This window comes from Nosocomiicoccus sp. HMSC059G07 (assembly GCF_001815515.1).
GTDB classification, from domain to species: Bacteria; Bacillota; Bacilli; order Staphylococcales; family Salinicoccaceae; genus Nosocomiicoccus; species Nosocomiicoccus ampullae_A.
Genome location: NZ_KV820852.1, coordinates 5,239 through 28,647, shown reverse-complemented (window position 1 = coordinate 28,647; position 23,409 = coordinate 5,239). Strand labels below are relative to the sequence as shown.

The following is a 23,409-nucleotide window of genomic DNA, read 5'->3' as shown; positions in this document are numbered from 1 at the left end:
TATTCACAAAAAATAGTCGAATCTGTTAGATATACTGATTTAATTAACAAAATTACGTGTTCCTCATCAATTTTTGTTATATAAAAAATTATATTTAACAAAATCGTGGTGCGCGGGGCAGAATTTGTTAAATATATCCGGATAACTAACAAAATCGGGATATTTATGTTAAATAAAATCCGAACAAATGCACTTATTGCCCTTTACAGATAAAAAGCACCCATCCACACCGGTTTCCACTTGCTTTTCAACCTACTAATCCTCTTTCACCTCAATTATTTTATTTTCTACGCTATGTTTTGTAAAATAATAGTATTACTGATGAACGGAGTCGACGATAATGCTTATCGCCATATTTATATTGTTTTTTGTGTCGCTGTTTTTCTCTGGAAGTGAAACGGCGCTTACTGCAGCAAACCAGTTGAGGTTACAAAGTGAAGCGAACGCTGGTGACCTCCAATCAAAGAAATTACATAAATTAGTATCTAAACCAAGTGAGTTTATTACGACGATTTTAATTGGAAATAATATCGCGAACCTCGTGATGCCGGTACTTCTTACGACGATCGCAATCGAGTATGGCTATAACTTAACGGTACTGACGATTATTTTAACTGTGAGTATTATTTTATTTGCTGAAATTTTACCGAAGTCGATCGTAGCAGCGTTTCCTGAACAAGTCGGTAAAATGGTTATGCCGATTATTAATTTATTTATAATTATCTTTAAGCCGATTACAATCGTGCTGAATAAGATTACTGATCTCATTACAAATAAATTATCTAAAGGTGAAAAGGAATCTTGGACTGTCACTAAAGATGAGATTATGTCGATTGTTGATATCGCAGGTGGTGAAGGGGCGCTTGATAGAAAAGAGTCATTACGTCTTCGTGGTGTACTCGACTTTGATACGTTAAATGTTAAAGACGTCCTTCAAACGCCGCGTACAGATATGCATGCGATTCAAATCGATTCGACATTTGAAGAAGTTAGAGATATCGTCATCGAAGGAATGTACACGAGATACCCAGTTTATGGTGAAGATACGGACGATATTATCGGGATTTTCCATACGAAGTATTTACTCAAGTGGTCACTCGATCCAAGCCGACCATTTGTCGATTTTTGTGATACAGATCCGTTACGAGTTAGAGAGTTTAATAATATTGAAGAAGTACTCCTTCTTATGACGAAACACCGTCGCCATATGGTTATCGTAATGGATGAATATGGTGGTACAGAAGGATTACTAACACACGAAGATATTATCGAAACACTTCTCGGTATTGAGATTAAAGACGAACTGGATACGACAGAGAGTGCGATCGTTCGTTATTTACGTGATGACGTTATCGTTTGTGATGGTAAAATCACGCTACACAGGCTAAACGGAATTTTCCAGTCAAATATTCCAGAAGAAGAAAACACGTTATCCGGTTACTTATATTATCTATTCGAAGATATTCCGGAGCGCTTTGATACGATAGAAGACGATGAAAACCGCTATGAAATTTTAGTTATGGAAGAAAACACGATTCGTCTCGTACGTATTACTAAACTCGAGGTTGAAGATGATGAAATCACGAGCTAACATATTCGCTGTTCTAACAGGGTTTTTCATCGCGCTTGGAAGATTTCTATGGGTGCAAAATAAAAATATCTTCACACGTAAAGTGACGCATCAATCATCAAAAATTCCGGCGTCATTTGATGGATTTAAAATCACACAAGTGTCAGATTATCACAACACGTATTTTGGACGAAATGGAAAACATTTACTTCAAGCAGTTAAAGAAACGAACCCGGATATCATTTTAGTCACAGGCGATTTAATCGACAGACGTACTACGAACGAAAAACGTGGGATTCAAATGCTCGCAAGCCTTATGGAGATTGCGCCGTGTTATTATGTAACAGGAAATCATGAGGCATTTTATAAAGACTTCGAAGGCATTTACAAAAAAATTTTAAATACAGGTGTCAATAACGCATCGACGAATAATTTTTTCATCTCGCGCGGCAATGACACGATAGAAATTACAGGAATTCACGATTTAAGAATTTTTGGAGATGAAGAAACCAACCCAAATATTTATAACAAATACGATGAGATGTTAGATGATCGTTTAAATCATGTTGGGGACTATTTTACAATCTTACTCGCGCATCGACCAGAACAGTTCCCGAGATATTCGAAATACCCGGTGGATCTAATATTTAGTGGCCACGCGCACGGCGGTCAAATAAGGCTTCCAATTGTAAAAGGGTTATATGCCCCAGACCAGGGTGTACTACCTAAATTCACTGAAGGTATTCATACAAAAAATAATTCAGCACTCATCATTAGCCGTGGCCTTGGGAATAGTCGATTCCCGTGGCGCGTGTTTAATCGACCAGAAATTGTATCAGTAACGTTAAAAGCTAAATAAATAGGCATCAGTGAAATCTATTCAGTGACGCCTATTTTTTAATCGAAAAATACCATATCGAGCTTATCTTCTTTTGTGATTACATCTGTTTCGAGTAAATACTGATTGAGTTTTTCAAAATCAACATCTGAACCGATGCCTGGTTTGTCACTTACTGTGACGACCCCATTTTCTGCAACGACTTCTGGCGAGATAATATCCATATCCCAGTATCGGCTTGAAGATGCTGTGTCACCAGGAAGTGTGAAGTTAGATAATGTTGTAATCGCGATATTTGTTAAACGACCAACACCCGCTTCTAACATTCCACCACACCATAGGGGGATATTGTTTGCTTTCGCGAGATCGTGGATTTTAATTGATTCTGCTAGTCCACCGACGCGTCCGACTTTAACGTTAATAATTTTACAGCTACCGAGTTCAATCGCAGCTTTTGCGTTTTCATAGCTATCGATTGATTCATCTAAACAGACAGGTGTCTCGATTTCTTTTTGAAGTTTTGCGTGATCGACGATATCTGAACTACCGAGTGGTTGTTCAATCATCATTAAGTTAAATTCATCGAGCGCTTTTAACGTTTCGACGTCATCTAACGTATATGCTGAGTTAGCGTCGACCATAAGTGGAATGTCTGGATAATGTTTACGGATGAGACGTACGTATTCAACATCTCGACCAGGTTTAATTTTTACTTTAATTCGTTTATATCCTTCGTTAACTTTCTCATCGATTTTCGGAAGAATTGCTTCATCTGTTTCTTCTAACCCTAGAGAAATACCAACTTCGACTTTTGTTTTCTCGCCGCCAAGCACTTTATATAACGGTTCACCGATTTGTTTTGCGTATAAATCCCATACTGCAGTTTCAACACCAGATTTTGCCATGTTATTACGTTTAAATGGCTTAAAAATCTCAGTGACTTCTTTAGGATGACTCAATTCGCTTTGGATGAGTAGTGGACCAAAGTATTTCTTAATTGTAACGACTGCACTATCCATAAATTCTTCAGAATATAATGGGTCCTCTCCAGCCACACATTCTCCAAAACCGCTTAAACCATTTTCGTCGATGACTTCAACGATTGTCACGAAGCGGTCAATTTGCGTTCCAAAACTTGTGGTAAATGGAGTTTTCATTTCCATTTTTAACTTGTGAAGTTTAATTGTTTCGATATTCATAACGCATCTCCTTTAATTTATCGTCTAACGACGACAAAACCTTTGTTAAAGTTATAGTGTATACGTTATCATTATATCAAATACACTATTGAAAAGAGGATAAAAATGACTGAACCTGAAATAATTCAAACTGAAATTAATAAAATTTTTAAACACATTCATGCGCATCCTGAACTAAGTTTACAAGAAGTTCAAACAACACAGTATATTTTTAATTATTTACAGAAAAGAGGATTTTCACCGGTTAAATTTGAAGATTTTCCGGGGCTATATTGCGACATTGGGGATTTTAGTGAGAGTAGCGTAAAAATCGGTGTTCGTGCAGATATCGATGCGTTATGGCAAGAAGTAAATGGTGTCGAGCAGGCGAATCATTCGTGCGGACACGATGCACATACTGCAATGGTGATCGGCGCGATGTTAATGCTAAAAGACAACATCCCTGAAAATAAAGGCGTGCGCTTTGTATTCCAACCAGCAGAAGAAATTGGACTCGGTGCACAAAAGATAAACGAAACAGGTATTATTAACGATTTAGATTACATGTTTGGAATACACTTACGTCCGATTGAAGAAGCAAAATCTGGCTATATTTCGCCGAGTATTGAGCACGGTGCCACAGGTTCGATTGCATTTAAAATTATCGGTGAAGATGCGCACGGCGCACGACCACATTTAAACACGAACGCGATTGAAATTGGTTCAACAATCGTAGCGATGCTAGAAAACATCCATGTTAACCCAATGATTCCACACTCGATTAAAGTGACAAAATTCCATGCAGGTGGTCAGTCGTTAAATATTATCCCAGGTAGTGTGTCGATGGGGATTGATTTACGCGCGCAGACAAATAAAGTAATGGATAAAATAATCAATGAAGTGATGGACGTATTAAAAACAATTGAGACGTTATATGAAGTTGAGGTCGATATTGAAGAATCTCAAAAAATGGTCGCAAGCGAAAGCCATGAAGACGCGATTGACGTATTAAGAGAAGCAATTATAAGCACTGTAGGAGAAGAGTACTTAATCGATCCGATTATTACGAGTGGTGGAGATGACTTCCATTTTTACACGGTAGGGAATCCTCACTTAAAAGGTGCGATGATCGGTCTAGGTTGTAATTTAACGCCAGGGCTTCACCACCCATATATGAAGTTTGATTATGATATGATGCCAGTAGGAGCACAAGTAATTTACGAAGCGATTATGAAAGTGTAAAGGAGAATTTCATGGATTTAACAGGTAAAACAGCAATAGTAACAGGTGGTAACGGAGGTATTGGCCTTGCAATCGCGAAGCGACTCGTTGAAGAAGGTGCGAACGTCACGATTACCGGCCGAAGTGAAGATAAACTACAATCTGCGTTAAAAGAATTAAATAGCGACCACGTACTCGCTCTAAAAACAGACGTTTCAAAATTTGATGAAGTAAAACAATTAGTCGATAAAACGAAAGAAAAATTCGGTGAAATCGATATTTATGTAAACAACGCAGGCCTTATGAAAAGTAGCCGAGTAACTGATGGTGACGTAAAGTCATGGGATAATATGATAGACACGAATATTAAAGGTATTCTATACGGTGTTCACCACGTCGTATCTGATATGAAAGAAAGAGGAAGCGGACATATTATTAATACGACGAGTGTATCTGCACACGAAGTGACAAAACAAAGTACTGTATACTCCGCGACGAAAATCGCAGCACTCACAATTGGGCAAGGGTTAGAAAAAGAACTCGCGCATACTGGAGTGAGAGTGACGAGCATTTCTCCAGGTATGGTCGACACAAGACTTGCTGAAAATGTAAAGTCTGACCGTAAAAAATTAGAAGCAAGAGATATTGCGAACGCAGTCATTTATGCACTCACTCAACCAGATTATGTGAACGTCAACGAAATCATCGTTAGACCAGTATAATAAATAAAGCACTCCGCGAGGAGTGCTTTTAAATTTTAATTATTCACTTCTATCTGCCATAAGTTCAGCTGCATCGAGTGTTCTAATATCGATACCTTTCATAGCTGCACCTAAGTCTTTCGCAAGTTCACCGATGAGTTTGTAGTCTTTATAGTTTTCAGTTGCTTGTACGATTGCTGATGCAAATTTTTCAGGGTCTTCAGATTTAAAGATACCTGAACCGACGAATACACCGTCCGCACCAAGTTCCATCATAAGTGCTGCGTCTTGAGGTGTTGCAACACCACCTGCTGCGAAGTTTAATACAGGTAAACGTCCGTATTCACGAATTGCACGTAATACGTCGATCGGTGCACCAAGTTCTTTACTAGCTGTCATTAATTCCGCTTCGTCTAAGTTTAAAATGTGCTCGACTTCTTTGTTAACTTGTCTCATATGTCTCACTGCTTCAACGATGTTACCAGTTCCTGGTTCACCTTTCGTACGTAGCATCGTAGCACCTTCACCAAGGCGACGTGCAGCTTCGCCTAAGTTTCTACATCCACAAACGAATGGCGTGTCGTATGTCCATTTGTCTAAGTGGTATTCTTCATCTGCAGGAGTTAATACTTCTGACTCATCGATATAGTCGACGTTTAACGCTTCTAACGTACGTGCTTCAGAGATATGTCCGATACGACCTTTCGCCATAACTGGAATAGATACTGCGTTTTGCACTTCTTCGATAATTGAAGGGTTTGCCATACGTGCAACGCCACCCATTTTACGAATGTCGCTTGGTACAGCTTCTAACGCCATTACAGCAACCGCACCAGCTTTTTCAGCGATCTTTGCTTGTTCTGCGTTAATGACGTCCATGATGACGCCACCTTTCATCTTCTGACTTAATTCTGATTCTAAATGTACATATGATTTACTCACTGTCATCCACCTCTTATTTATTGATTAATTTCAGTGTAATTGATAATCTGATACTTAGAAATACTCAAAACTATAATTACTTTAGGGGTCAGTTATGGCATTATATTTAGAATTGTACGAGTCACTAAAGTCACAAATTATATCTGGTGATTATGAAACAGATGATAAACTACCGTCAAAGCGCCAGTTAGAAAAGCATTTAAACGTGTCGCAAACGACGATCGAACGTGCGTATGAATTACTGTTAGACGAAGGGTTTATATACTCAAAACCGAGAAGCGGATATTATGTCAGTAAGCTAGAAGTGCTACCGGTCGTAAGAAAAACACAAATAGAATCAGATGAAAAAACGATAGAACAAGACTATACATATTCGTTTGAAACGGCTCAAGTAGACTTAGAGCACTTTCCGTTTGATACGTTTCGTAAATTGTCCCGACAAGTGTTTGACGCGCCATATGAACATTTGTTAAATGAAGATTATAACGAAGGGTTATATGAGTTGCGTCAACAAATTGCGAAATACCTGTTTAATAGTCGCGGTGTATCGGCATCTCACGATCAAATTATTATCGGGTCGTCGACAAATCAGTTGATGGAATACGTCGTAAGGTTATTAAACAACCATACGTTTATGATCGAATCACCGAGTTATCCACCAGCAAAAATGGTATTAGAAAAGCATAGAATTGACTACATGACACTGCCATTAGAATCAGACGGTATTAACATCGATGACGTTAAAAATAGTCATAGAGATGTGATTTTCATCACGCCAAGTCATCACTTTCCGACCGGTTCAGTGATGACGATTGAAAAGCGCACGCAACTATTAAAATGGGCATATGAAAAAGAAAATCGATATATTATCGAGGATGATTATGATTCAGAATTTCGTTATTTTAAAAAGCCATTACCTGCACTTCAAAGTTTAGATACGGAGTCACGCGTTATTTATATCAGTACGTTTTCTAAAGCATTATATCCGATGCTTCGTATGGCGTATATGGTACTACCTAAACATTTAGTCGAAGATTTTCATCGGTTAAAATATAAAGAGTCGAATACAGTGCCGATTCATACGCAGCAAATCGTTGCGCTCTTTTTACGGAGTGGCCATTTCGACCGTCATTTAAATAAAATGCGTAATATTTATGAAAAGAAAATTACGTACATTATGAAGCGTCTAAAACCATATGAGACTGAGTTAACTGTAAGTGGTGAACAAGCGGGCATGCATTTTGTGTTAACAGTAACGAACGGCCGAACGTTAGATGATTGCTTAAAACGTGCGAAGACACGTGATTTAAAAATTGAGCCGATGAAAACATACGATAAAAATCATACAGATGTATCGTTTGTGATCGGATTTGGAAGTATCCCTTTTAGTCAACTAGAAAGTCATATGGACGTCTTAATTGATGCGTTAACTTAATTGATTTACTTTTTATTAGTTTATCTTTAAATGTCATGGTATCATCGAAATAGAGAGTGTATCGGAGGAATTACAAAATGAGATTAGCACGTTTTATCGGTTTAGGTTTAAGTTCACTATTAGTACTCAGCGCATGTTCAAATGACGAAAAGGAAGAGAAAGAAGTCGTCGAAGAAGAAACGACAACAACTGCTGAGAACGAAGAGGTAACTGAAGAAGTTAAAATAGATGACGAGACGTTACAAAAAGTCGTCGACAAATCGAGTGACATCGATTCGTATCATACATCGTTAGAGGTTGATGCAGAGTTAGACGGTGAAGTTGAAGAGGCAATGAACGTCGAAGTCGAATATGTGGATGGAAACCCGCCGGAAATTGCGTTAAAGTCTTCTGACGTTTTAAGAACGATCTCTAAAGATGGTCGTACGTACTTTAATAACGACGAAGAGTGGGTAGAAATTACAGACTCTATCGACGAAGGTGCGTTATTTAGAGTAACGTATCAAAAGGTAGTGAATACGTTAATGATCGTTAAAGATGAGCTTGAAAGAGAAGAAGTCGACGGTAATTATGTATATAAATTTAAAGGTAAAAACCAAAATATATATCATGCGATAGAAAAACTGTTACACATGAACTTAGGAGAAATCGATGTATCGAATCACGATATCGAATTAGAGTTTGTTGTCGACGAAGAGCATTTCATTCGTTCAATGATTTTTAATATTGCGATTGAAGATGAAGAAGGTACTGTAAACCTTAAAGGTGAAAGCACATTCGATTCGTTTAATGAAATCGATGGAATCGAAGTGCCAGAAGAAATAGAGTAAAAGACTAGCCGAGGCTAGTCTTTTTTAGACTTCAATATCTTTTAAATATAATTCGATAAAGTCTCTATTTTCTTCTAAGAATGGTGGTAGGGATAACTTCTTTCCAAGTGTTTCAATTGGTTCATCGACAGTAAATCCATTCGTATGAACCGCAAGTTCAACGATGATATTTCCAGGTACGTTAATATAGAGTGACGTGAAGTAGTGACGGTAGACAATGCCGGAATTAACATAATGTTCGTCGTTTAAAAGATTTTCTAACTCTTTTAACTCATCGAGGCTATCGACATTTACTGCAAAATGATGCACACTCCCGTAACCTTGTTGCTCTATCATCGGTGAGCGGTTTTCTTTAACGTAAATGCGGTCATCACCGATTTTAATGACAGTATCATCTTGATTTTTAAAGTCTTCATCAACTATTCCCCCGAGTAGCTTTAACGTTTCAGTAAATGCTACTTGATACTGCACAGTAACTTCCACACCGTGTATACTCGTAATACGATATTTTTCAACGATTTCACCGTTGTTACCAAAAGGTACTACGTCTTCTTCAACAGGATCCACTATTAACATCATACGTTGGTTTTCAACGTCGTAAAATTTAAGTGCATCTTTACCACTATATTTAGAAATCCCTTCATGACGGATGTTAAAAGAATTGAAGCGGTCTTCAAAAAATTGTAACGCTTCGATTGATTGGACTCTAAAAATAGTCATCGTGATTGCATTTGTCCCATAGCGAACTGGTTGAGAATTTTTAATCTCGAAAAAAGTCATGTCCGTACCGATAGATCCTATTTTGTCTGCATAAAATAAGTGATACATTGATGTATCATCTTGATTGACTGTTTTTTTCACACGACGTAGTCCTAAAATTTTTGTAAAGAAATGGTTGTTGTACTGAATGTCTTTGGTGATTGCAGATACGTGGTGCATTTGATTGATCATATTCATCATCCTTTGGAATTCTTTAAAATAATTATAAGTCATTTATTATGAGTGTTTAGCTTTTTTGTCTTATCATAATAGTATTGGGAGTGAAAATATGAAACACTTATTTATCAAAGGGAAAAACAATTCTGAAGAAACATTAATTCTCCTTCACGGTACCGGTGGACGCGAGACAGATTTGCTCGACATCGCAGCAACGGTAAATAGTTCAGCAAATATTTTAGCATTTCGTGGAGACGTACTTGAAGGTCAACAACTTCGTTACTTTAAACGAATTCATCCTAAAAAATATGATGAAGACAGTTTAAAAAATGAAGGTCAAAAGTTATACGATGAAATTAAAAAATTATTTGAATTATATGACTTAGACTTAAATAAAGGATTTATTATCGGATATTCTAATGGCTCAAATATTGCCAGCCACGTATTATTAAACTATCCGTTACCGATATTTGGTGCATTTTTAATGCATCCAGCTTACTATTCAGAACAAATGCGAGACATAGATTTAAGCCATTTAAATGTGTTAATTACAGCTGGAGCAAGAGACTTTAAGACGTCAGCTGGTGATGCGTTTAAAGTAAAGCAATTATTTGAAGAACGAAATGCAAACGTACAAATTGAACTCACCGATGGTGGTCATGAAATACATTCGGACGAACTGATGCAAGGTCATGTATTTTATATTCAAAAAAGAAGCGCATTATAAGTAATGCGCTTCGAAATATTGTGCGAGACCTTCTTCTTCATTCGTAAATTCTGTTTTGTCATCGCTAAGGTCTTTTAACTCTTCAATCGCATGTTTCATTGCGACAGATTTCCCTGCGACTTTAAACATTGGGATATCGTTCATACTATCTCCGAATACATGAATGTCCGATAAATTTATATTAAAGTGTTCAGCAAGTACAGTGAGACCTGTACCTTTATCTACACCAGGAACCATAATTTCAGAGTTATGCACCGCTGTTTGATAGAGTGCATATTTTGTATTGTTGTCTGAATTTTGATCGAGTGTATTATAAAACTTCTTGATTTTATCTTTATAATTACTAAAGAAATATAGTTTAATAACGTCTGTTAAATCGATCGTATCTACCCACTGATTACTGTCTGTAATACTTCGGCTTGCACCGATTGTTTCGTACGCGAGTACATCTTCTTCTGGTGGATGAAGTAAGTCTTCTAACGCGTATTCTTTATCTTGTAAAAATGTAAATGGACCGTCATTTGTCGTATTGACTTCGTAATAGACATTTTGTTCTCTTGCGATAGAAATGACTTCTTCAATCGTTTCTTTTTTAAATGTCGAACTTCTTAGCACTTGACCTTGAGCAACAACAACAACGCCACTTGCTGCGACGTATCCGTCGACCGGTAAATCTTTTGGTAACTTTGAGGATAATGATTTCATTGAACGGCCGGTTGCAATAAAAATGAGTATACCTTTTTCGTGCATGTTGTGAATGGCTTGTTCTAATCTTTTGCTAAATTTACCGTCATTCGTTAGAGCGGTACCGTCTAAATCGATTGCGACTGCCTTCATATTGAAAGCCTCCTATTATTTTAATTCAATGTTTAATTTGTCTAACACATATTGCGGCACGAAGAAACGTGCAGTTTTTAACGGGTCTACAACTTGGTTGATTTCTGTTTGCCCGACTAAACTCATTAACATCGTTAGTTCTGGTAGTGTTAATGTCGTTCTTGGTTCTAATATATTTTGAATCATGATTTGAACCGAACGGTCCACTGCCTCGTCTAAAATTTCGTGAGACACAAATTGATAAATGCCTTCATCGTTTACTAAAATTGGATGTTCAGTTTGAACGTTCTCCGCTTTTTCTAAAGTCACTGTAACAGATCCTTCAACTTCTAAACCACTTACAGAAACTTCACCGTCACCCATGGCACCGTGTAAGTCACCTAATCCAAATAATGCACCATCGTGATAGACAGGTAAGTAAAGCGTCGCGCCAGTTGTAACTTTCACAGAGTCCATATTACCGCCATGGGTATCTGGTGTACCGTTGTTAATTGCTTCATCTTTCGGTGCGACACCGATCACTCCAACCATTTTATTAATTGGAATTTCAATGTCGTTAAAGAGGACTGTATCATCTTTAATGTCGAGCACTTTAATCGTCGGTTCGTGTAAATATTTACCCATCACACCAGCATCAGGTACTGTTACCATGACACCTTTATTACCTATTTCAATATCCTGAATCGTAACTTTTAAAACATCTCCAGCTTGAATCCCATTAACGTAAATAGGCCCAGTTGCCGGGTTCATTTTATCCCAATCGAGTGCGTCAAATGCGTAATCTTCATCTTGAATTTGATTCGTAAAACAGTCGAGTGTGTCAATTTTAACAGTATCACCAACATCTACAGTTAACTTCGGTTTGTTATCTTTAGACATGTGATAAAAATAATGTTCGTTAGAAAGATGTTTCATCTAAAAATCCTCCTTAAATAATCAGTAATCAACTTCATTGTTACAAATAAACGAGAGCTTGTCTATTTAACTGATAAACAGACAAAGTGAGTGTAGGAATTATAAATGTTACTATAGAAGTAGCATTAAAAAGGATGGGATACGATGAATTTAGAAATAAGAAAACCGAAAATTGAAGACGCAGAGTCAATCATTGAACATAAAATAAAAGTAACAAAAGAAAATCCAGACACACTCGCAACAGCGATAGAAAATCAGGAACCAGACTTAGATGATCAAATAGAAAAAATAAAAAATACAGGTGAGAATGACTTAAAACTCGTTGCAGTTGATGGTGACAAAGTCATTGGAATCATCAACATGTTCCACGATCATCGCCATAAATTCCGTCATATTGGACAATTTGGGATTAGTGTTCAACAAGAATACGCAGGTCACGGTATCGGAAGCAAACTCATTCAAGAAGTCGTCGATTTCGCGACAGAAAACGATAAGATCGAAAAACTAATCCTCACAGTATTTGGTAACAACGACGGCGCGATCAAACTATACGAACGATTCGGATTCGAAAGTGAAGCAACACTAAAAGATCAAGTCAAACTAAACAACGACAGCTACACAGACCTCATCTACATGTCCAAATGGGTGAAGTAGGAGTTTTCTAACAATTTCGAAAAAAGTGTTGTAAAATAGCTCTATGTGGTATAAGATTGTTTTAATTGAATATTAAATATCCAGAGAACTCGAGGGATTTGGCCCAGTGACAGTTCAGCAGCGGGCTTTTTAAGTACTGTGCTAATTCCAACGAGCAGATGCTTGACAGATATCATTACAAACCATTTGCTTATTTTAGTAAATGGTTTTTTATTTTGAGGAGGAGTTTCCATGAGTCATATTGAATTGAAGGGCGTTAGTAAGACTTACGATGTGAAAGGTAAGACTGTTGAAGCGGTTAAAACGACGGATTTATCGATTCGCTCAGGTGAGATTTTTGGACTAATCGGCTTTAGTGGCGCAGGTAAAAGTACGCTGTTACGTCTTATTAACTTACTTGAAGTGCCGACAACGGGTGACGTCATTGTCGGTGACGATAATTTAACAAAACTTTCTAAAGATAAACTACGTGTTAAACGTCAAAAGATCGGAATGGTGTTTCAGCATTTTAATTTAATTAACAGTAAAACAGTTGCTGAGAACATTAAATTTGTTTTAAAAGCAGCGAAATATCCGAAAGAAAGAATGGACGCACGAGTGGATGAGTTGTTAACACTCGTCGGACTTTCAGATAAAAGAGATGCGTTACCTAAAAATTTAAGTGGGGGACAAAAACAGCGTGTCGGTATTGCACGTGCACTTGCAAATGATCCAGAAGTTTTACTATGTGACGAAGCGACGAGTGCGTTAGACCCTGAGATTACAAAAGAAATTTTAAAGTTATTAAAAGAGATTAATAAAACACTCGGTCTCACGATTGTTTTAATTACGCATGAAATGGAAGTCATAAAAGAAATTGCACATCGCGTTGGAGTCATGTCTAACGGAGAAATCATTGAAGTAGACGATGTTTATAACATATTTAGTAATCCGACACATGAAGTGACGAAAGGTTTCGTTCAAGAAATTTATAACTTCCAAGTGCCACCACATATTAAGACAACAAACGAAAACCGAATCATTACGTTAAAATTCGCAAAAGATACAGCAGAAGAAAACCATTTAAATCAGCTGTATAAACTATTTGATTTAAACATTAGTATTTTAAACGGTCGCATCGAATATATTAACGGCGATCCACTCGGTTTACTTATGTTACAAGTGAGTGGTGACGAAGCGGAAATCGGAAGATTTTTTAAACATATCGATGACAGAATCGGATTAGAGAGGGCTGAGATTTATGGATAAGTTAGATATTATACTACCGCTACTGTACCGCTCATTTTTAGAGACGGTATTAATGGTGTCTATTTCAATTTTCTTTGCGGTATTAATCGGTTTACCACTTGGAATTTTACTTTTCATAACGAGCGAACGTCAGTTATTTAAAGTGAAGTCGCTAAACGTCATACTCGGGTTTATTGTAAACGTGATTCGTAGTTTTCCGTTTATCATTTTAATCGTTGCGATTATGCCGTTTGCTACGTGGTTAGTAAATGCGTCACACGGACCAGTATTTGCGTCAGTTGCGTTAAGTATCGCAGCGATTCCATTATTTGCAAGACTCGCAGAGTCGAGTTTTCATAGTATCGATAAAGGTGTCATTGAAGCGTGTATCGCTGGAGGCGCACCGTTATCACAGATTATTTTTGACGTGTTAATACCAGAATCAAAACGAAGTTTAACTCAAGCGATAACGTTAACGATTATTTCAATCATTGCATTTAGTGCAACAGCTGGAGTTGTCGGTGGTGGAGGTATAGGTGACCTCGCAATCCGCTACGGATATTACAGATACGATACGTTCGTCATGTTAATCACTGTCGTATTATTAATCGTTATCGTACAACTCGTTCAATGGATTGGTGACTTTTTAAGTCAGAGAGAGGGGTAAAACTATGCGTGGAATTATTACATTTTTAGCAGGATGTTTAGTCGTCATCGGTATTTCATCTTATTTATTGAGCGACAAACAAGGTGAAGTCATTACGATCGGTGCGACGAGTGGACCATTTACAGATATGGTCGAAAAAGCGATACGACCTGAATTAGAAGAGATGGGGTATACGGTGAAAGTCGTTGAATACTCTGACTGGATTCAACCGAATACGGCACTCGCGAATGGCGATATAGATGCAAACCTGTTTCAAAATATTACGTTTATGAATAACTATAATGAGAAAAACGATAAGAATTTAATTGATTTAATACAAGTGCCAACTGCACCGATGGGATTATATTCTGGTAAATATAAGTCGTTAGACGATATAGAAAACGGTAGTGAAGTTGCGTTACCACCAGACCCAGTAAATATGAGTCGTGCATTTATGGTGTTAGAAGATTCGGGGTTAATCGAACTAAAAGAGGGTTATGATATGTTTGATATCACAGAAAATGATATTATAAGTAATAAGATGAACCTCAAGTTTGTTTATCAAGATGCGGGGCAACTTCCGAGAAGTGTGGATCAAATTGGTTTATCACTCGTACCAGGGAACTTTGCTTTAGCGAGTAACATGAAGTTAGAAGATGCACTTATATTAGAAAATATGTCAGAATACTTTAGAAATAGAATCGTCGTTAACGATGACCTTGCATCAGATAAGATTCGTGAAGATTTAATAAAAGCCGTACAATCGGAAGGATTCAACAAAGTAATCGACGAGGAGTTCAAAGGTTTTGACAAACCGGAGGATGATTAACAAATGGCAAACAAACGTTTAATGCAGTTAGAAGGAGACTTCTTTATGTCTCTACGTAAGCGTCTAGAAAAGATTAAACTGGGCGACAAACCATTACTCAATATGTCAATCGGTGTACCGGATGGTCGTACGCCAGATCACGTACTAGAAAACGTGAAGGAAACGATAGACGACATTCAAAACCACAAATACGCAGGTGTTAACGTTCGCGAAAACTTAATGCAAGCTGTTAAAGACTTTTATAAAAGACATTACGATGTCGAGTTAGAAGATGAAAACATCGCACTATTATACGGTTCAAAAAATGCAATCATTAACTTCCCAAGTCTCTTTATCGAGCCAGGAGAAGGGGTATACGTGCCAAATCCTGGATATATCGATTATGTACCAGGAGTAAAACTAGCGAATGGTGAAGTATATGATTTACCGTTACTAAAAGAAAATGATTTCTTACCGGACTTTGATAATTTAGATGAAAAAGAATTAGACAACGCACGTTTAATCATTTTAAACTATCCCTCAAACCCAGTCGGTGCAGTTGCAACAAAAGAGTTTTTCGATGAAACAGTCGAAAGATTTAAAGGTACGGACATTATGCTGATCAACGATTTCGCGTATGCTGCATTCGGATTTGAAGGAAAGCCACCGAGCATTCTTGAAAGTGACAAAAACTTTGAAACGTCGATGGAATTTTTCTCATTATCAAAAGCGTTTAACATGTCTGGATTCCGAGTAGGATTTGCGGTCGGTAACAAAGATATGGTCGGCGCGCTGAATTTATATCAGTCGTTTGCACATGCAGGAATGTGGGGTGTTCAACAAGAAGCTGCCGCAACGGCGTTAAACGAATCCGATGAATTCTTATTAAAGCAAAACGAAATATTTAAACGTCGCCGTGACAAATTCGTGTCAGGACTTCGTGAAGTCGGTATCCCGTTAAATGATATTGACGGTGGTATGTTTGGATGGGTCGAAGTACCAAAAGGCTTTAATAGTGAGTCGTTCTTTGAATATCTATTAGAAGAACAGTCGATTATGGTCATTCCAGGATTCCCGTTCGGATCACTCGGTGAAAACCGAATTCGTGTATCACTCGCAATTGCAGATGAAGAGTTAGATGAAGTCGTCGAGCGATTCCAATCAATCAGTCATTTATGGAAAGAGTAGAAATGTAACGAATTAGTCAAAAATGACTGTTAAATGAAGTAGTAGTCATGTTACAGTGAACGTACGAACAATGAGGGGAATTAGTATTATGATGAAAAATTGGCAAGTCATAATTTATGCATTTGTAGGTGCATTATTTACTGGTGGAATTATATTTTCAATTACGAGCGTAATAACGCAAGAAAATCCACTCAGTTACGTCCTAATATTTGCATTATTGTTAGTACTATTCATTCTATTTACACTGTTACTATTTTCATATAAAAAACACCGTCCGAGTGTAGAAGACATGACAGACGACCGTGAATAATCACGGTCGTTTTTTATATTTGTGCGTACAGTGGGTCTAATTGTCAACGTAATGACATGTCCTTTTACGTAAAAATGATTTGCGTTAAATAGTTTTTCATCTTTTAATATAAAATGGATTTGCGTAAAAGGGATAGTCCGTACGTTGACACAAACCTCGTAATTGTCAACGTAATGAGACACTCGTTTACACAAATGCGTTTTGCGTAAAATAAAGCTATAACGACGAACCTTCACCAAATAAAAAGACCGTAGATTCGAACTCTTATGAGTCGTTATCTACGGTCGTTTTTTATTAACTTAAAATTAAATCTGTCAGTTCTTCTTTTGATAAATTACCGAAGTAATAGTTTAAATCGATTTCTGCTAATCGTCCTAATAGATCTTCTCGTTTCACTTTTGTGCCGATTAAGTGCGCGCTCACATCGTCGATTTGTCCTTGGCCGAAGAAGTCACCGTAGATTTGGCATTTGTCGATACGACCTTCGACGATTTCTAAACTGATATCGATCGTTCCAGCAGTCGTACGGCCATCTCTTTGATAACTATAGTTTGGAGAGTTACCATAGTTCCAGTCCCAGTTTTTATATTTCTTTTCGACGAGTTCATCGATTTTCTGCCAGTCTTCGTCAGTTAGTTCGTAGCGTTTTGCTTCATCTACAGATTGAATATTTAGAAGTTCTTTAATGATGAGGTCTTTAAATTCATCTGTCGTAACATTTTGAAGTTCTGGTTTTAAATGTTCGCGAATGCTCGTTACGCGACTTCTTACAGATTTAATACCTTTTGATTCGATTTTCTTTTGATTCGGATTTAATGACTCAAGCATACGTTCAGGGTGAATGTCGAGTAGTAGAGAGAAACCACCATATACGCGTCCGTTTGATTTTGTCATCGCTGCACCAGATACTTTTTTACCGTCTATTAAAAGATCGTTTCTTCCACTTTGTTCGACGTTTTTAACTCCGAGATTTTTCAGGGCTTGAATGACAGGGGCGTACATTTTCTTGTAGTCACCGTATATTCCACTGTCTTCAGGGATTAAGAAACAAACGTTTACAGCACCTTCATCGACGAGTACTGCTCCGCCTCCAGTGTCACGGCGTACGACGATAATGCCGTTTTCGTCTAAATAGTCTTGGTTCACTTCTGCACGAGCGTTTTGGAAACGTCCGATTTCAATTTTAGGTTGGCAATAATACGGAAATATAATTCCTTCATCTAAAAATATGTTTTCATTGACATATACTTGCATTGCGAGTGCGTATGCACCGTCGTCTACATATTTTCCGTTACGAAATGGTTCAATTAGATACATGTTGTTGCTCCTTTAAAATGTGATTTGCTTTGACAATCGTCGTTTGAATATCATCTGTTAAAGCGATCGACTGCTCTTTAATATCATCAGGAATTCGGTATGATTTTTGGTTCATCGTAACAAATTTAGCGTCTTTATTTTGACGTGTGAATCGCCAAAACGGATGTTTGATAAACTGCGGCGTCGTATAGCCGACACCGATTTCTAAATAGATGACTTTTCCGGATTTATGCTCGTTAAGAAACGCTTCGTATCGCGCTTTTTGCTCGAAGAAGTGTGGACTTTCGACCATGCCTTTTTCGGCGTTACGTTTGTTAATTTCTAACTTTGCGTTACATTTTGGACAAAACGGAATTAGGTCGTATGGTACTTTCATATCTTGTTGTTGTTCGACCATTTTTAACATCATTTCGTCATCTCGGTACGTCTCGTTATGGCAAAACTGACTACACTGCATTAACGCATATTCACCTTGATAGTAGAATACTTTATCCATATCATAGTCTGCTTTATAAAAAGCGTTATCTGCGTTTGTCGTAATGACAAAGTACGGTGTATGTTCGAGCATTTCTTTAAGTGCTACATACGATTTACCGACCGGTTGATCGATATAATTTAGCTTGACGAAGCGACTTTGAAACGCCCAATACTCTTCAGTCGTCGGAAAGTCAAAAAGACTCGCTTGTAACATGTCGAACCATCCGTACTTTTCAATAAAATCTGGAAAGTTCTTTTTAAAACGGTCACCGACGTATGTAAAGCCGTCTGAAGCGGACATCCCAGCACCGACGCCAACGACGACCGCGTCTGCATCTTTTATAAGAGAAGCGAGTGTTTCACTGTCTGAATGTGTGTTGTAGTTCCAAGTAGACATAGCATTTCCTTTCTAACGTAATATATTGTTGTATATCATTTCATCTTCATCGGAAAATACGTTAAAGATGACTTTTAAATTAGAGTTTGTTTCTTCTAAATAGTTTTTGACTGTGTGTGTCGCAATTTCAGCTGCGAGTAGTTTAGGGAAACGAAATACACCTGTAGAAATGCTACAAAACGCGACGCTCTCTAAATTATGCTGATCCGCAAGTTTAAGGACACTTAGATAACATTGTTTGAGTAAATCTTGCTGCATTTTTGAAGGTGCGTCTCCTTTAATATACGGACCAACTGTGTGAAATACGTATTTTGAAGGCAAGTTGTAAGCATCTGTTATTTTCGCGCGACCGACCGCTTCTTTACGACCTTGTGCTTCCATAATTTCGTGACATTCATAGCGTAGTTGAATCCCGGCTTTCGTGTGGATGATATTATCAATACACGCGTGTCTCTTTATAAAACAGCCGAGTAAATCAGCGTTCGCGGCATTCACAATACCGTCGACAGCGAGTGTTGTAATATCGCCTTTAAACATATAGATTTGTCTTTCGACTTCTTCTAAATCTTTAAGATGAACAACCGTATCGTTAAATGACTTTAAAAACTCATCTTGAATGCGTAAATATTTCTCAGGTAAAGGCTTTGGTTTACGCACGTTGACGAGTTCACGGTATAACGTAAATGCATGTTCAAAATCTCTCGCAGCTGTATGTGCTAAGTTTTTTTCATCTTGTAAATAATGTATCAAATCATTTACTTCGTTTAGTGTCATAACATAAAACCCTCTTTACTAGAAAAAAGCTTACAATTAAAAATTGTAAGCGATCTAACATTATTGTGCGTCGTCTAACGCATTAAATGCATCTTCATCGACGTCTGTCAGTTTTACAACCCAGCTTTCGTTTGCGTCTGAAGCGTTTAAAATTTCTGGTGTGTCGATTGCTTTTGTATTTCGTTCAACGACTGTCCCAGCAAGTGGTGACATTAAGTCTAATACTGTTTTAGAACCTTCTAATTCAAGTAGTGAGTCGCCTTTTTTAACGACGTCCTCTTTACTGAACTGAACGTATCCAACTGTTCCGATATCGTCTTGAAGTTCAGGCGTTAACACTAATGTATAAGTGTCTCCATCTTTATCGATCCATAAGTAGTTTGCTGTTTTTCTCATAAAAAACATCCTTTCTAAATTTTCGAATTTATAAATTAAATGCCTCGTGTATTAACGTGAGTGCATGTTTTCTATTGTTAAATCCTGGCATTAGCGGAATGATGAGTAATTCATCAGCTGAAAGTTCGTTTTGAATATCCAATAGCTTTGCTTTTACCGTTTCTTTTGACCCGACGACCATACGTGTCCGGTTGGCTTTCATACGCTTCAGTTCATCATCTGTATAATCATAGGCTTTCGCTGTTTCTACAGATGGGAAGTATTCGAACTCGTTAAAGTTATTTTTACCGAGTAGCCATACGTCTAAAGCATTCGCGAGTGTCTCGGCTTTTTCATCCGTATCTGAGATGACGACGAAAACTGCTGCAATAGTGACAGGTGTTTCGTTCGTTTTTGACGGTTGAAACATTTCTTTAAATTGCTTTATTGCCCGTCGTCCAGTTGGTATTTTATCGGTAGATGCATACGGAAATAACCCGAAAATATACCCGACACCGAGTTTCGCTGCGAGTTTCGCTGAACGTTCACTCGTACTTAGCATCCACATAGAAGGCGCTGAAGAAGTTTCAGGGTGAACGGTAATGTTTGACGCATTAGTTAAATGTTGTTGCAACGTATCGATATGATGTTCGTAGTCAAAATCAGCTTTTTTCGTATCCATTGCACGTTGTACTTTAGCTGTACCGAACGTATTACCAAAGCCTAAGTTCACACGTCCACAGTGAAAAGCTTCTAACATACGAAAGTTTTCTGCAACTTTTAACGGACTGTAATGCGGCAACATAACACCAGCTGAACCAATTTGAATGTCGTTTGTTTCATCGAGTAGTTTCATCATCAATAGTTCTGGTGAACTGCTTGCAAATGATTTTACATCGTGATGCTCTGCGACGAAGAATCGACTGAAATTTAATGCTTCAGCATGTTGAGCGAGTTCGATTGCTTCTTTCACTGCAGTTACTGCATCTTTCTCTTCATCGATCACTGCGTAATCAAGGACGCTTATTTTAACGATGATGATCAATCCTTTTAAATTAAAATTAATGTATGAAGCATATATAATTATAGTCGCACTGAATTTTATAGTCAAAGAAAGCATATGGTATGCTAGAATGACAAACTTACAATTAAAGGGGTAAGAAAATGAACGAAAAATACGAACCGCTATTTGAACCATTTCAACTGCCGAATGGTGACGTCATTGATAACCGTTTTGTATTGTCTCCAATGATTACAAATTCATCGACTAAAGACGGGGAAGTAACGACTGAAGATGTCTTATATCACGAACGACGCAGCAAGTCTGCGCCGATTCTCGTAACAGGGGCTGCGTATATCGAACCGTATGGTCAACTATTTGAATACGGGTATAGCGTTGCAGATGATAAAAAAATTGAAGGATTAAAAAAACTCGCGCAAGCGATGAAACAGTCTGGTGGAAAAGCGATATTACAACTCACACATGCTGGACGTTTTTCTAACCAAGCAATTTTAGATTTAGGCGTCGTTTATGGACCGAGTTTGATGGAGTTAAATGTGCCAGTAAAACACCAAGTGTTGCCGATGTCTAAACGTAAAATCGACATGGTGATTGATAATTACCGCGAGGCAACTAAGCGCGCAATTGAAGCGGGATTTGATGGTGTTGAAGTATCAGCTGCACAGCGATTACTCATTCAAACATTTTTCTCTAAATTTTCAAATGAGCGTGACGACGAATATGGTAGTAAAACGTTAGAAGACCGATCAAGATTTGGTTTAGAAGTATATCAAGCTGTTGCAGATGTTATTGAAACTCACGCGCCAAAAGACTTTATGCTCGGCTTTAGAGGGACACCTGAAGAAACAAGGGGTAGTGACGTCGGTTATACAGTTGAAGAGTTTTTACAATTCGTAGATGCACTCGAATCCATTCGACCACTCGACTATTTAGCAATCGCAAGTTGGGGTCGAAACATTTATAAAGCGACGGTCCGTGCACAAGGTGAAAACGAAGGTGAATACGTCAATAAGATTGTCTATGATCACGTGAAAGGGAAAATCCCACTTATGGTTACTGGAGGTATTAACACGCCAGAAAAAGCACTAGAAGCATTACAATTTGGCGATATGGTCGGAATGTCGAGCCCATTTATTACCGAACCAGATTTCGTAAATAAGTTAAAAGCAGGTCACGAATCAGATATTACACTTCAGTTTGAGATCGACGAGTTAGAAGACTTAAAAATTCCACGTGCAGCTTTTAAAGACATCGTTAGAATGATGGATTACGGCGAAGGGCTACCAAAAGAGACGCGCGATGAGTTAAGACGTATGGCAGAAGATAAAGAATAAGAAATTTCTTGGGAAATATTTAATCTACACGAAAGTAGGAGTCGTATGGATCTCTCCATTGAAAAATTAACCGTTCAATTTAATACATTTTTGCTCAATATCAATGAACTACTGTTTCATCAGGGATTAAATATCATTATCGGTGGTAATGGTAGTGGGAAAACGACGCTTTTAAATGGTTTAATCGGCTATCAATATAGTGAGAGAGATGTATTGTTTAACGATGCACCGTTTCATTTAAAAGAGCACGTCACATATATCCCGCAACTTTTAAATCGTCCAGATATGACAGTTAAAGATTTCGCAGAGTTAACGAGTCAAAAAAGAAGCGATGATTTACTGAAACGTTTTTCTTTATACGATTTAAAAGATACGTCTGTATCTCATATTTCTGGTGGTGAGTTTAAGCGTGCGGTTTTTGTACAAGCAGTGTTAGAAGATAAACCGATACTTATCTTCGATGAACTTGAAGAAGGGCTCGACGTGAAATATAAAAAAGAGATGTTTGACTATATAAAAGAGTTATCCAAAGAAAAAATTGTAATTATGAACGTGCACGATCTCACGCTCGTATTACGTTATGCAGATAGAGTATTTGGCATGAAAAAAGGTGAAGTCGCATTTACAACTTCACCAGAATTTATAACAGAATCTAATTTAACGAATATCTTTAACGTACCACTCGAAATTATTGAGTATGACCGTAAGCGACTTATTGTTCTGTAACTAAAATCGCACCGATTGCACCACT

Annotated in this window: 25 protein-coding genes and 1 riboswitch; of the genes, 15 read left to right on the top strand and 10 right to left on the bottom strand. The window is 37.6% G+C overall.

The window, feature by feature from the left end; translation table 11 throughout:
• Positions 1 to 340: 340 nt before the first annotated feature.
• The gene (locus tag HMPREF3029_RS06110; RefSeq protein ID WP_070710180.1) at positions 341 to 1,591 is read left to right on the top strand and encodes a hemolysin family protein; all 1,251 of its coding nucleotides are present in this window, start codon (positions 341 to 343) and stop codon (positions 1,589 to 1,591) included.
• Complete coding sequence (locus HMPREF3029_RS06105; protein ID WP_246830707.1) at positions 1,572 to 2,429, top strand: metallophosphoesterase; 858 nt, start codon at positions 1,572 to 1,574, stop codon at positions 2,427 to 2,429. The genes HMPREF3029_RS06110 and HMPREF3029_RS06105 overlap by 20 nt, the downstream gene beginning before the upstream one ends.
• A gap of 38 nt (positions 2,430 to 2,467) precedes the next feature.
• On the opposite strand, the gene menC is transcribed toward HMPREF3029_RS06105, so the two are convergent.
• Complete coding sequence (gene menC / locus HMPREF3029_RS06100; RefSeq protein WP_070710178.1) at positions 2,468 to 3,607, bottom strand: o-succinylbenzoate synthase; 1,140 nt, start codon at positions 3,605 to 3,607, stop codon at positions 2,468 to 2,470.
• Between the two features lie 105 nt (positions 3,608 to 3,712).
• On the opposite strand from menC, the gene HMPREF3029_RS06095 reads away from it, so the two are divergent.
• Complete coding sequence (locus HMPREF3029_RS06095; RefSeq protein ID WP_070710177.1) at positions 3,713 to 4,828, top strand: amidohydrolase; 1,116 nt, start codon at positions 3,713 to 3,715, stop codon at positions 4,826 to 4,828.
• Between the two features lie 11 nt (positions 4,829 to 4,839).
• A complete protein-coding gene (locus HMPREF3029_RS06090) occupies positions 4,840 to 5,529 on the top strand; it encodes an SDR family oxidoreductase (protein ID WP_068130161.1) in 690 nt (229 codons plus the stop codon).
• Positions 5,530 to 5,568: 39 nt separating this feature from the next.
• Here the strand turns inward: HMPREF3029_RS06090 and pdxS are convergent, their stop codons facing one another.
• Complete coding sequence (pdxS, locus tag HMPREF3029_RS06085) at positions 5,569 to 6,450, bottom strand: pyridoxal 5'-phosphate synthase lyase subunit PdxS (RefSeq protein ID WP_371327383.1); 882 nt, start codon at positions 6,448 to 6,450, stop codon at positions 5,569 to 5,571.
• 94 nt (positions 6,451 to 6,544) lie between these two features.
• Between pdxS and HMPREF3029_RS06080 the strand changes: the two genes are divergently transcribed.
• Both HMPREF3029_RS06080 and HMPREF3029_RS06075 read left to right on the top strand, forming a co-directional pair.
• Entirely contained in the window at positions 6,545 to 7,885 is a 1,341-nt protein-coding gene (locus HMPREF3029_RS06080) for a MocR-like pyridoxine biosynthesis transcription factor PdxR (RefSeq protein ID WP_070710176.1), read from the top strand.
• A 77-nt stretch (positions 7,886 to 7,962) separates the two neighbouring features.
• The gene (locus HMPREF3029_RS06075; RefSeq protein ID WP_070710175.1) at positions 7,963 to 8,715 is read left to right on the top strand and encodes a DUF6612 family protein; all 753 of its coding nucleotides are present in this window, start codon (positions 7,963 to 7,965) and stop codon (positions 8,713 to 8,715) included.
• Positions 8,716 to 8,739: 24 nt separating this feature from the next.
• On the opposite strand, the gene HMPREF3029_RS06070 is transcribed toward HMPREF3029_RS06075, so the two are convergent.
• Positions 8,740 to 9,666 (bottom strand): VOC family protein, encoded by a 927-nt coding sequence (locus HMPREF3029_RS06070; RefSeq protein WP_070710174.1) that lies wholly within the window; start codon positions 9,664 to 9,666, stop codon positions 8,740 to 8,742.
• A 97-nt stretch (positions 9,667 to 9,763) separates the two neighbouring features.
• Here HMPREF3029_RS06070 and HMPREF3029_RS06065 point away from each other — a divergent pair, with 97 nt between their 5' ends.
• Complete coding sequence (locus HMPREF3029_RS06065) at positions 9,764 to 10,378, top strand: alpha/beta hydrolase (protein WP_068130174.1); 615 nt, start codon at positions 9,764 to 9,766, stop codon at positions 10,376 to 10,378.
• On the opposite strand, the gene HMPREF3029_RS06060 is transcribed toward HMPREF3029_RS06065, so the two are convergent.
• Together HMPREF3029_RS06060 and HMPREF3029_RS06055 are read right to left on the bottom strand one after the other, a co-directional pair.
• A complete protein-coding gene (locus tag HMPREF3029_RS06060) occupies positions 10,373 to 11,215 on the bottom strand; it encodes a Cof-type HAD-IIB family hydrolase (protein ID WP_070710173.1) in 843 nt (280 codons plus the stop codon). The genes HMPREF3029_RS06065 and HMPREF3029_RS06060 overlap by 6 nt on opposite strands.
• 15 nt (positions 11,216 to 11,230) lie before the next feature.
• Positions 11,231 to 12,130, bottom strand: coding sequence for an acetamidase/formamidase family protein (locus HMPREF3029_RS06055; protein WP_070710172.1), 900 nt, complete (start codon positions 12,128 to 12,130; stop codon positions 11,231 to 11,233).
• Between the two features lie 144 nt (positions 12,131 to 12,274).
• Between HMPREF3029_RS06055 and HMPREF3029_RS06050 the strand changes: the two genes are divergently transcribed.
• The 6 genes from HMPREF3029_RS06050 to HMPREF3029_RS06025 all read left to right on the top strand — a co-directional run bounded on the left by HMPREF3029_RS06050 (position 12,275) and on the right by HMPREF3029_RS06025 (position 16,963).
• Positions 12,275 to 12,784: a GNAT family N-acetyltransferase gene (locus HMPREF3029_RS06050; RefSeq protein WP_070710171.1), complete on the top strand. Its 510-nt coding sequence runs from the start codon at positions 12,275 to 12,277 to the stop codon at positions 12,782 to 12,784.
• Between the two features lie 73 nt (positions 12,785 to 12,857).
• A riboswitch (SAM riboswitch) is annotated at positions 12,858 to 12,960 on the top strand.
• 55 nt (positions 12,961 to 13,015) lie between these two features.
• Positions 13,016 to 14,032 carry a methionine ABC transporter ATP-binding protein gene (locus HMPREF3029_RS06045; protein ID WP_068130192.1) on the top strand — a complete coding sequence of 339 codons (1,017 nt, stop codon included), beginning with the start codon at positions 13,016 to 13,018 and terminating at the stop codon, positions 14,030 to 14,032.
• Complete coding sequence (locus HMPREF3029_RS06040; protein WP_040928560.1) at positions 14,025 to 14,678, top strand: methionine ABC transporter permease; 654 nt, start codon at positions 14,025 to 14,027, stop codon at positions 14,676 to 14,678. Before HMPREF3029_RS06045 ends, HMPREF3029_RS06040 begins: the two co-directional genes overlap by 8 nt.
• A 4-nt stretch (positions 14,679 to 14,682) precedes the next feature.
• Positions 14,683 to 15,486: a MetQ/NlpA family ABC transporter substrate-binding protein gene (locus tag HMPREF3029_RS06035; RefSeq protein WP_070458650.1), complete on the top strand. Its 804-nt coding sequence runs from the start codon at positions 14,683 to 14,685 to the stop codon at positions 15,484 to 15,486.
• A gap of 3 nt (positions 15,487 to 15,489) precedes the next feature.
• Positions 15,490 to 16,653 (top strand): aminotransferase class I/II-fold pyridoxal phosphate-dependent enzyme, encoded by a 1,164-nt coding sequence (locus HMPREF3029_RS06030; protein WP_070710170.1) that lies wholly within the window; start codon positions 15,490 to 15,492, stop codon positions 16,651 to 16,653.
• 88 nt (positions 16,654 to 16,741) lie between these two features.
• Entirely contained in the window at positions 16,742 to 16,963 is a 222-nt protein-coding gene (locus tag HMPREF3029_RS06025) for a hypothetical protein (protein ID WP_068130203.1), read from the top strand.
• A 294-nt stretch (positions 16,964 to 17,257) separates the two neighbouring features.
• On the opposite strand, the gene HMPREF3029_RS06020 is transcribed toward HMPREF3029_RS06025, so the two are convergent.
• Genes HMPREF3029_RS06020 through HMPREF3029_RS06000 form a run of 5 tightly spaced genes read right to left on the bottom strand, consistent with a single transcriptional unit; the run spans position 17,258 to position 21,348 of the window.
• Positions 17,258 to 18,280: a lipoate--protein ligase gene (locus HMPREF3029_RS06020; RefSeq protein WP_070710169.1), complete on the bottom strand. Its 1,023-nt coding sequence runs from the start codon at positions 18,278 to 18,280 to the stop codon at positions 17,258 to 17,260.
• Complete coding sequence (locus HMPREF3029_RS06015) at positions 18,267 to 19,154, bottom strand: SIR2 family NAD-dependent protein deacylase (RefSeq protein ID WP_070710168.1); 888 nt, start codon at positions 19,152 to 19,154, stop codon at positions 18,267 to 18,269. Before HMPREF3029_RS06015 ends, HMPREF3029_RS06020 begins: the two co-directional genes overlap by 14 nt.
• Positions 19,155 to 19,166: 12 nt before the next feature.
• Positions 19,167 to 19,928: a protein-ADP-ribose hydrolase gene (locus HMPREF3029_RS06010; protein ID WP_070710167.1), complete on the bottom strand. Its 762-nt coding sequence runs from the start codon at positions 19,926 to 19,928 to the stop codon at positions 19,167 to 19,169.
• A 60-nt stretch (positions 19,929 to 19,988) separates the two neighbouring features.
• Complete coding sequence (locus tag HMPREF3029_RS06005) at positions 19,989 to 20,324, bottom strand: glycine cleavage system H family protein (RefSeq protein WP_068130215.1); 336 nt, start codon at positions 20,322 to 20,324, stop codon at positions 19,989 to 19,991.
• A 28-nt stretch (positions 20,325 to 20,352) separates the two neighbouring features.
• Entirely contained in the window at positions 20,353 to 21,348 is a 996-nt protein-coding gene (locus HMPREF3029_RS06000; protein WP_210400781.1) for an MsnO8 family LLM class oxidoreductase, read from the bottom strand.
• A gap of 119 nt (positions 21,349 to 21,467) precedes the next feature.
• Between HMPREF3029_RS06000 and HMPREF3029_RS05995 the strand changes: the two genes are divergently transcribed.
• Together HMPREF3029_RS05995 and HMPREF3029_RS05990 are read left to right on the top strand one after the other, a co-directional pair.
• The gene (locus HMPREF3029_RS05995) at positions 21,468 to 22,658 is read left to right on the top strand and encodes an NADH-dependent flavin oxidoreductase (protein WP_070457052.1); all 1,191 of its coding nucleotides are present in this window, start codon (positions 21,468 to 21,470) and stop codon (positions 22,656 to 22,658) included.
• A 45-nt stretch (positions 22,659 to 22,703) separates the two neighbouring features.
• Entirely contained in the window at positions 22,704 to 23,384 is a 681-nt protein-coding gene (locus HMPREF3029_RS05990; protein ID WP_070710166.1) for an ATP-binding cassette domain-containing protein, read from the top strand.
• Positions 23,385 to 23,409: the final 25 nt, after the last annotated feature.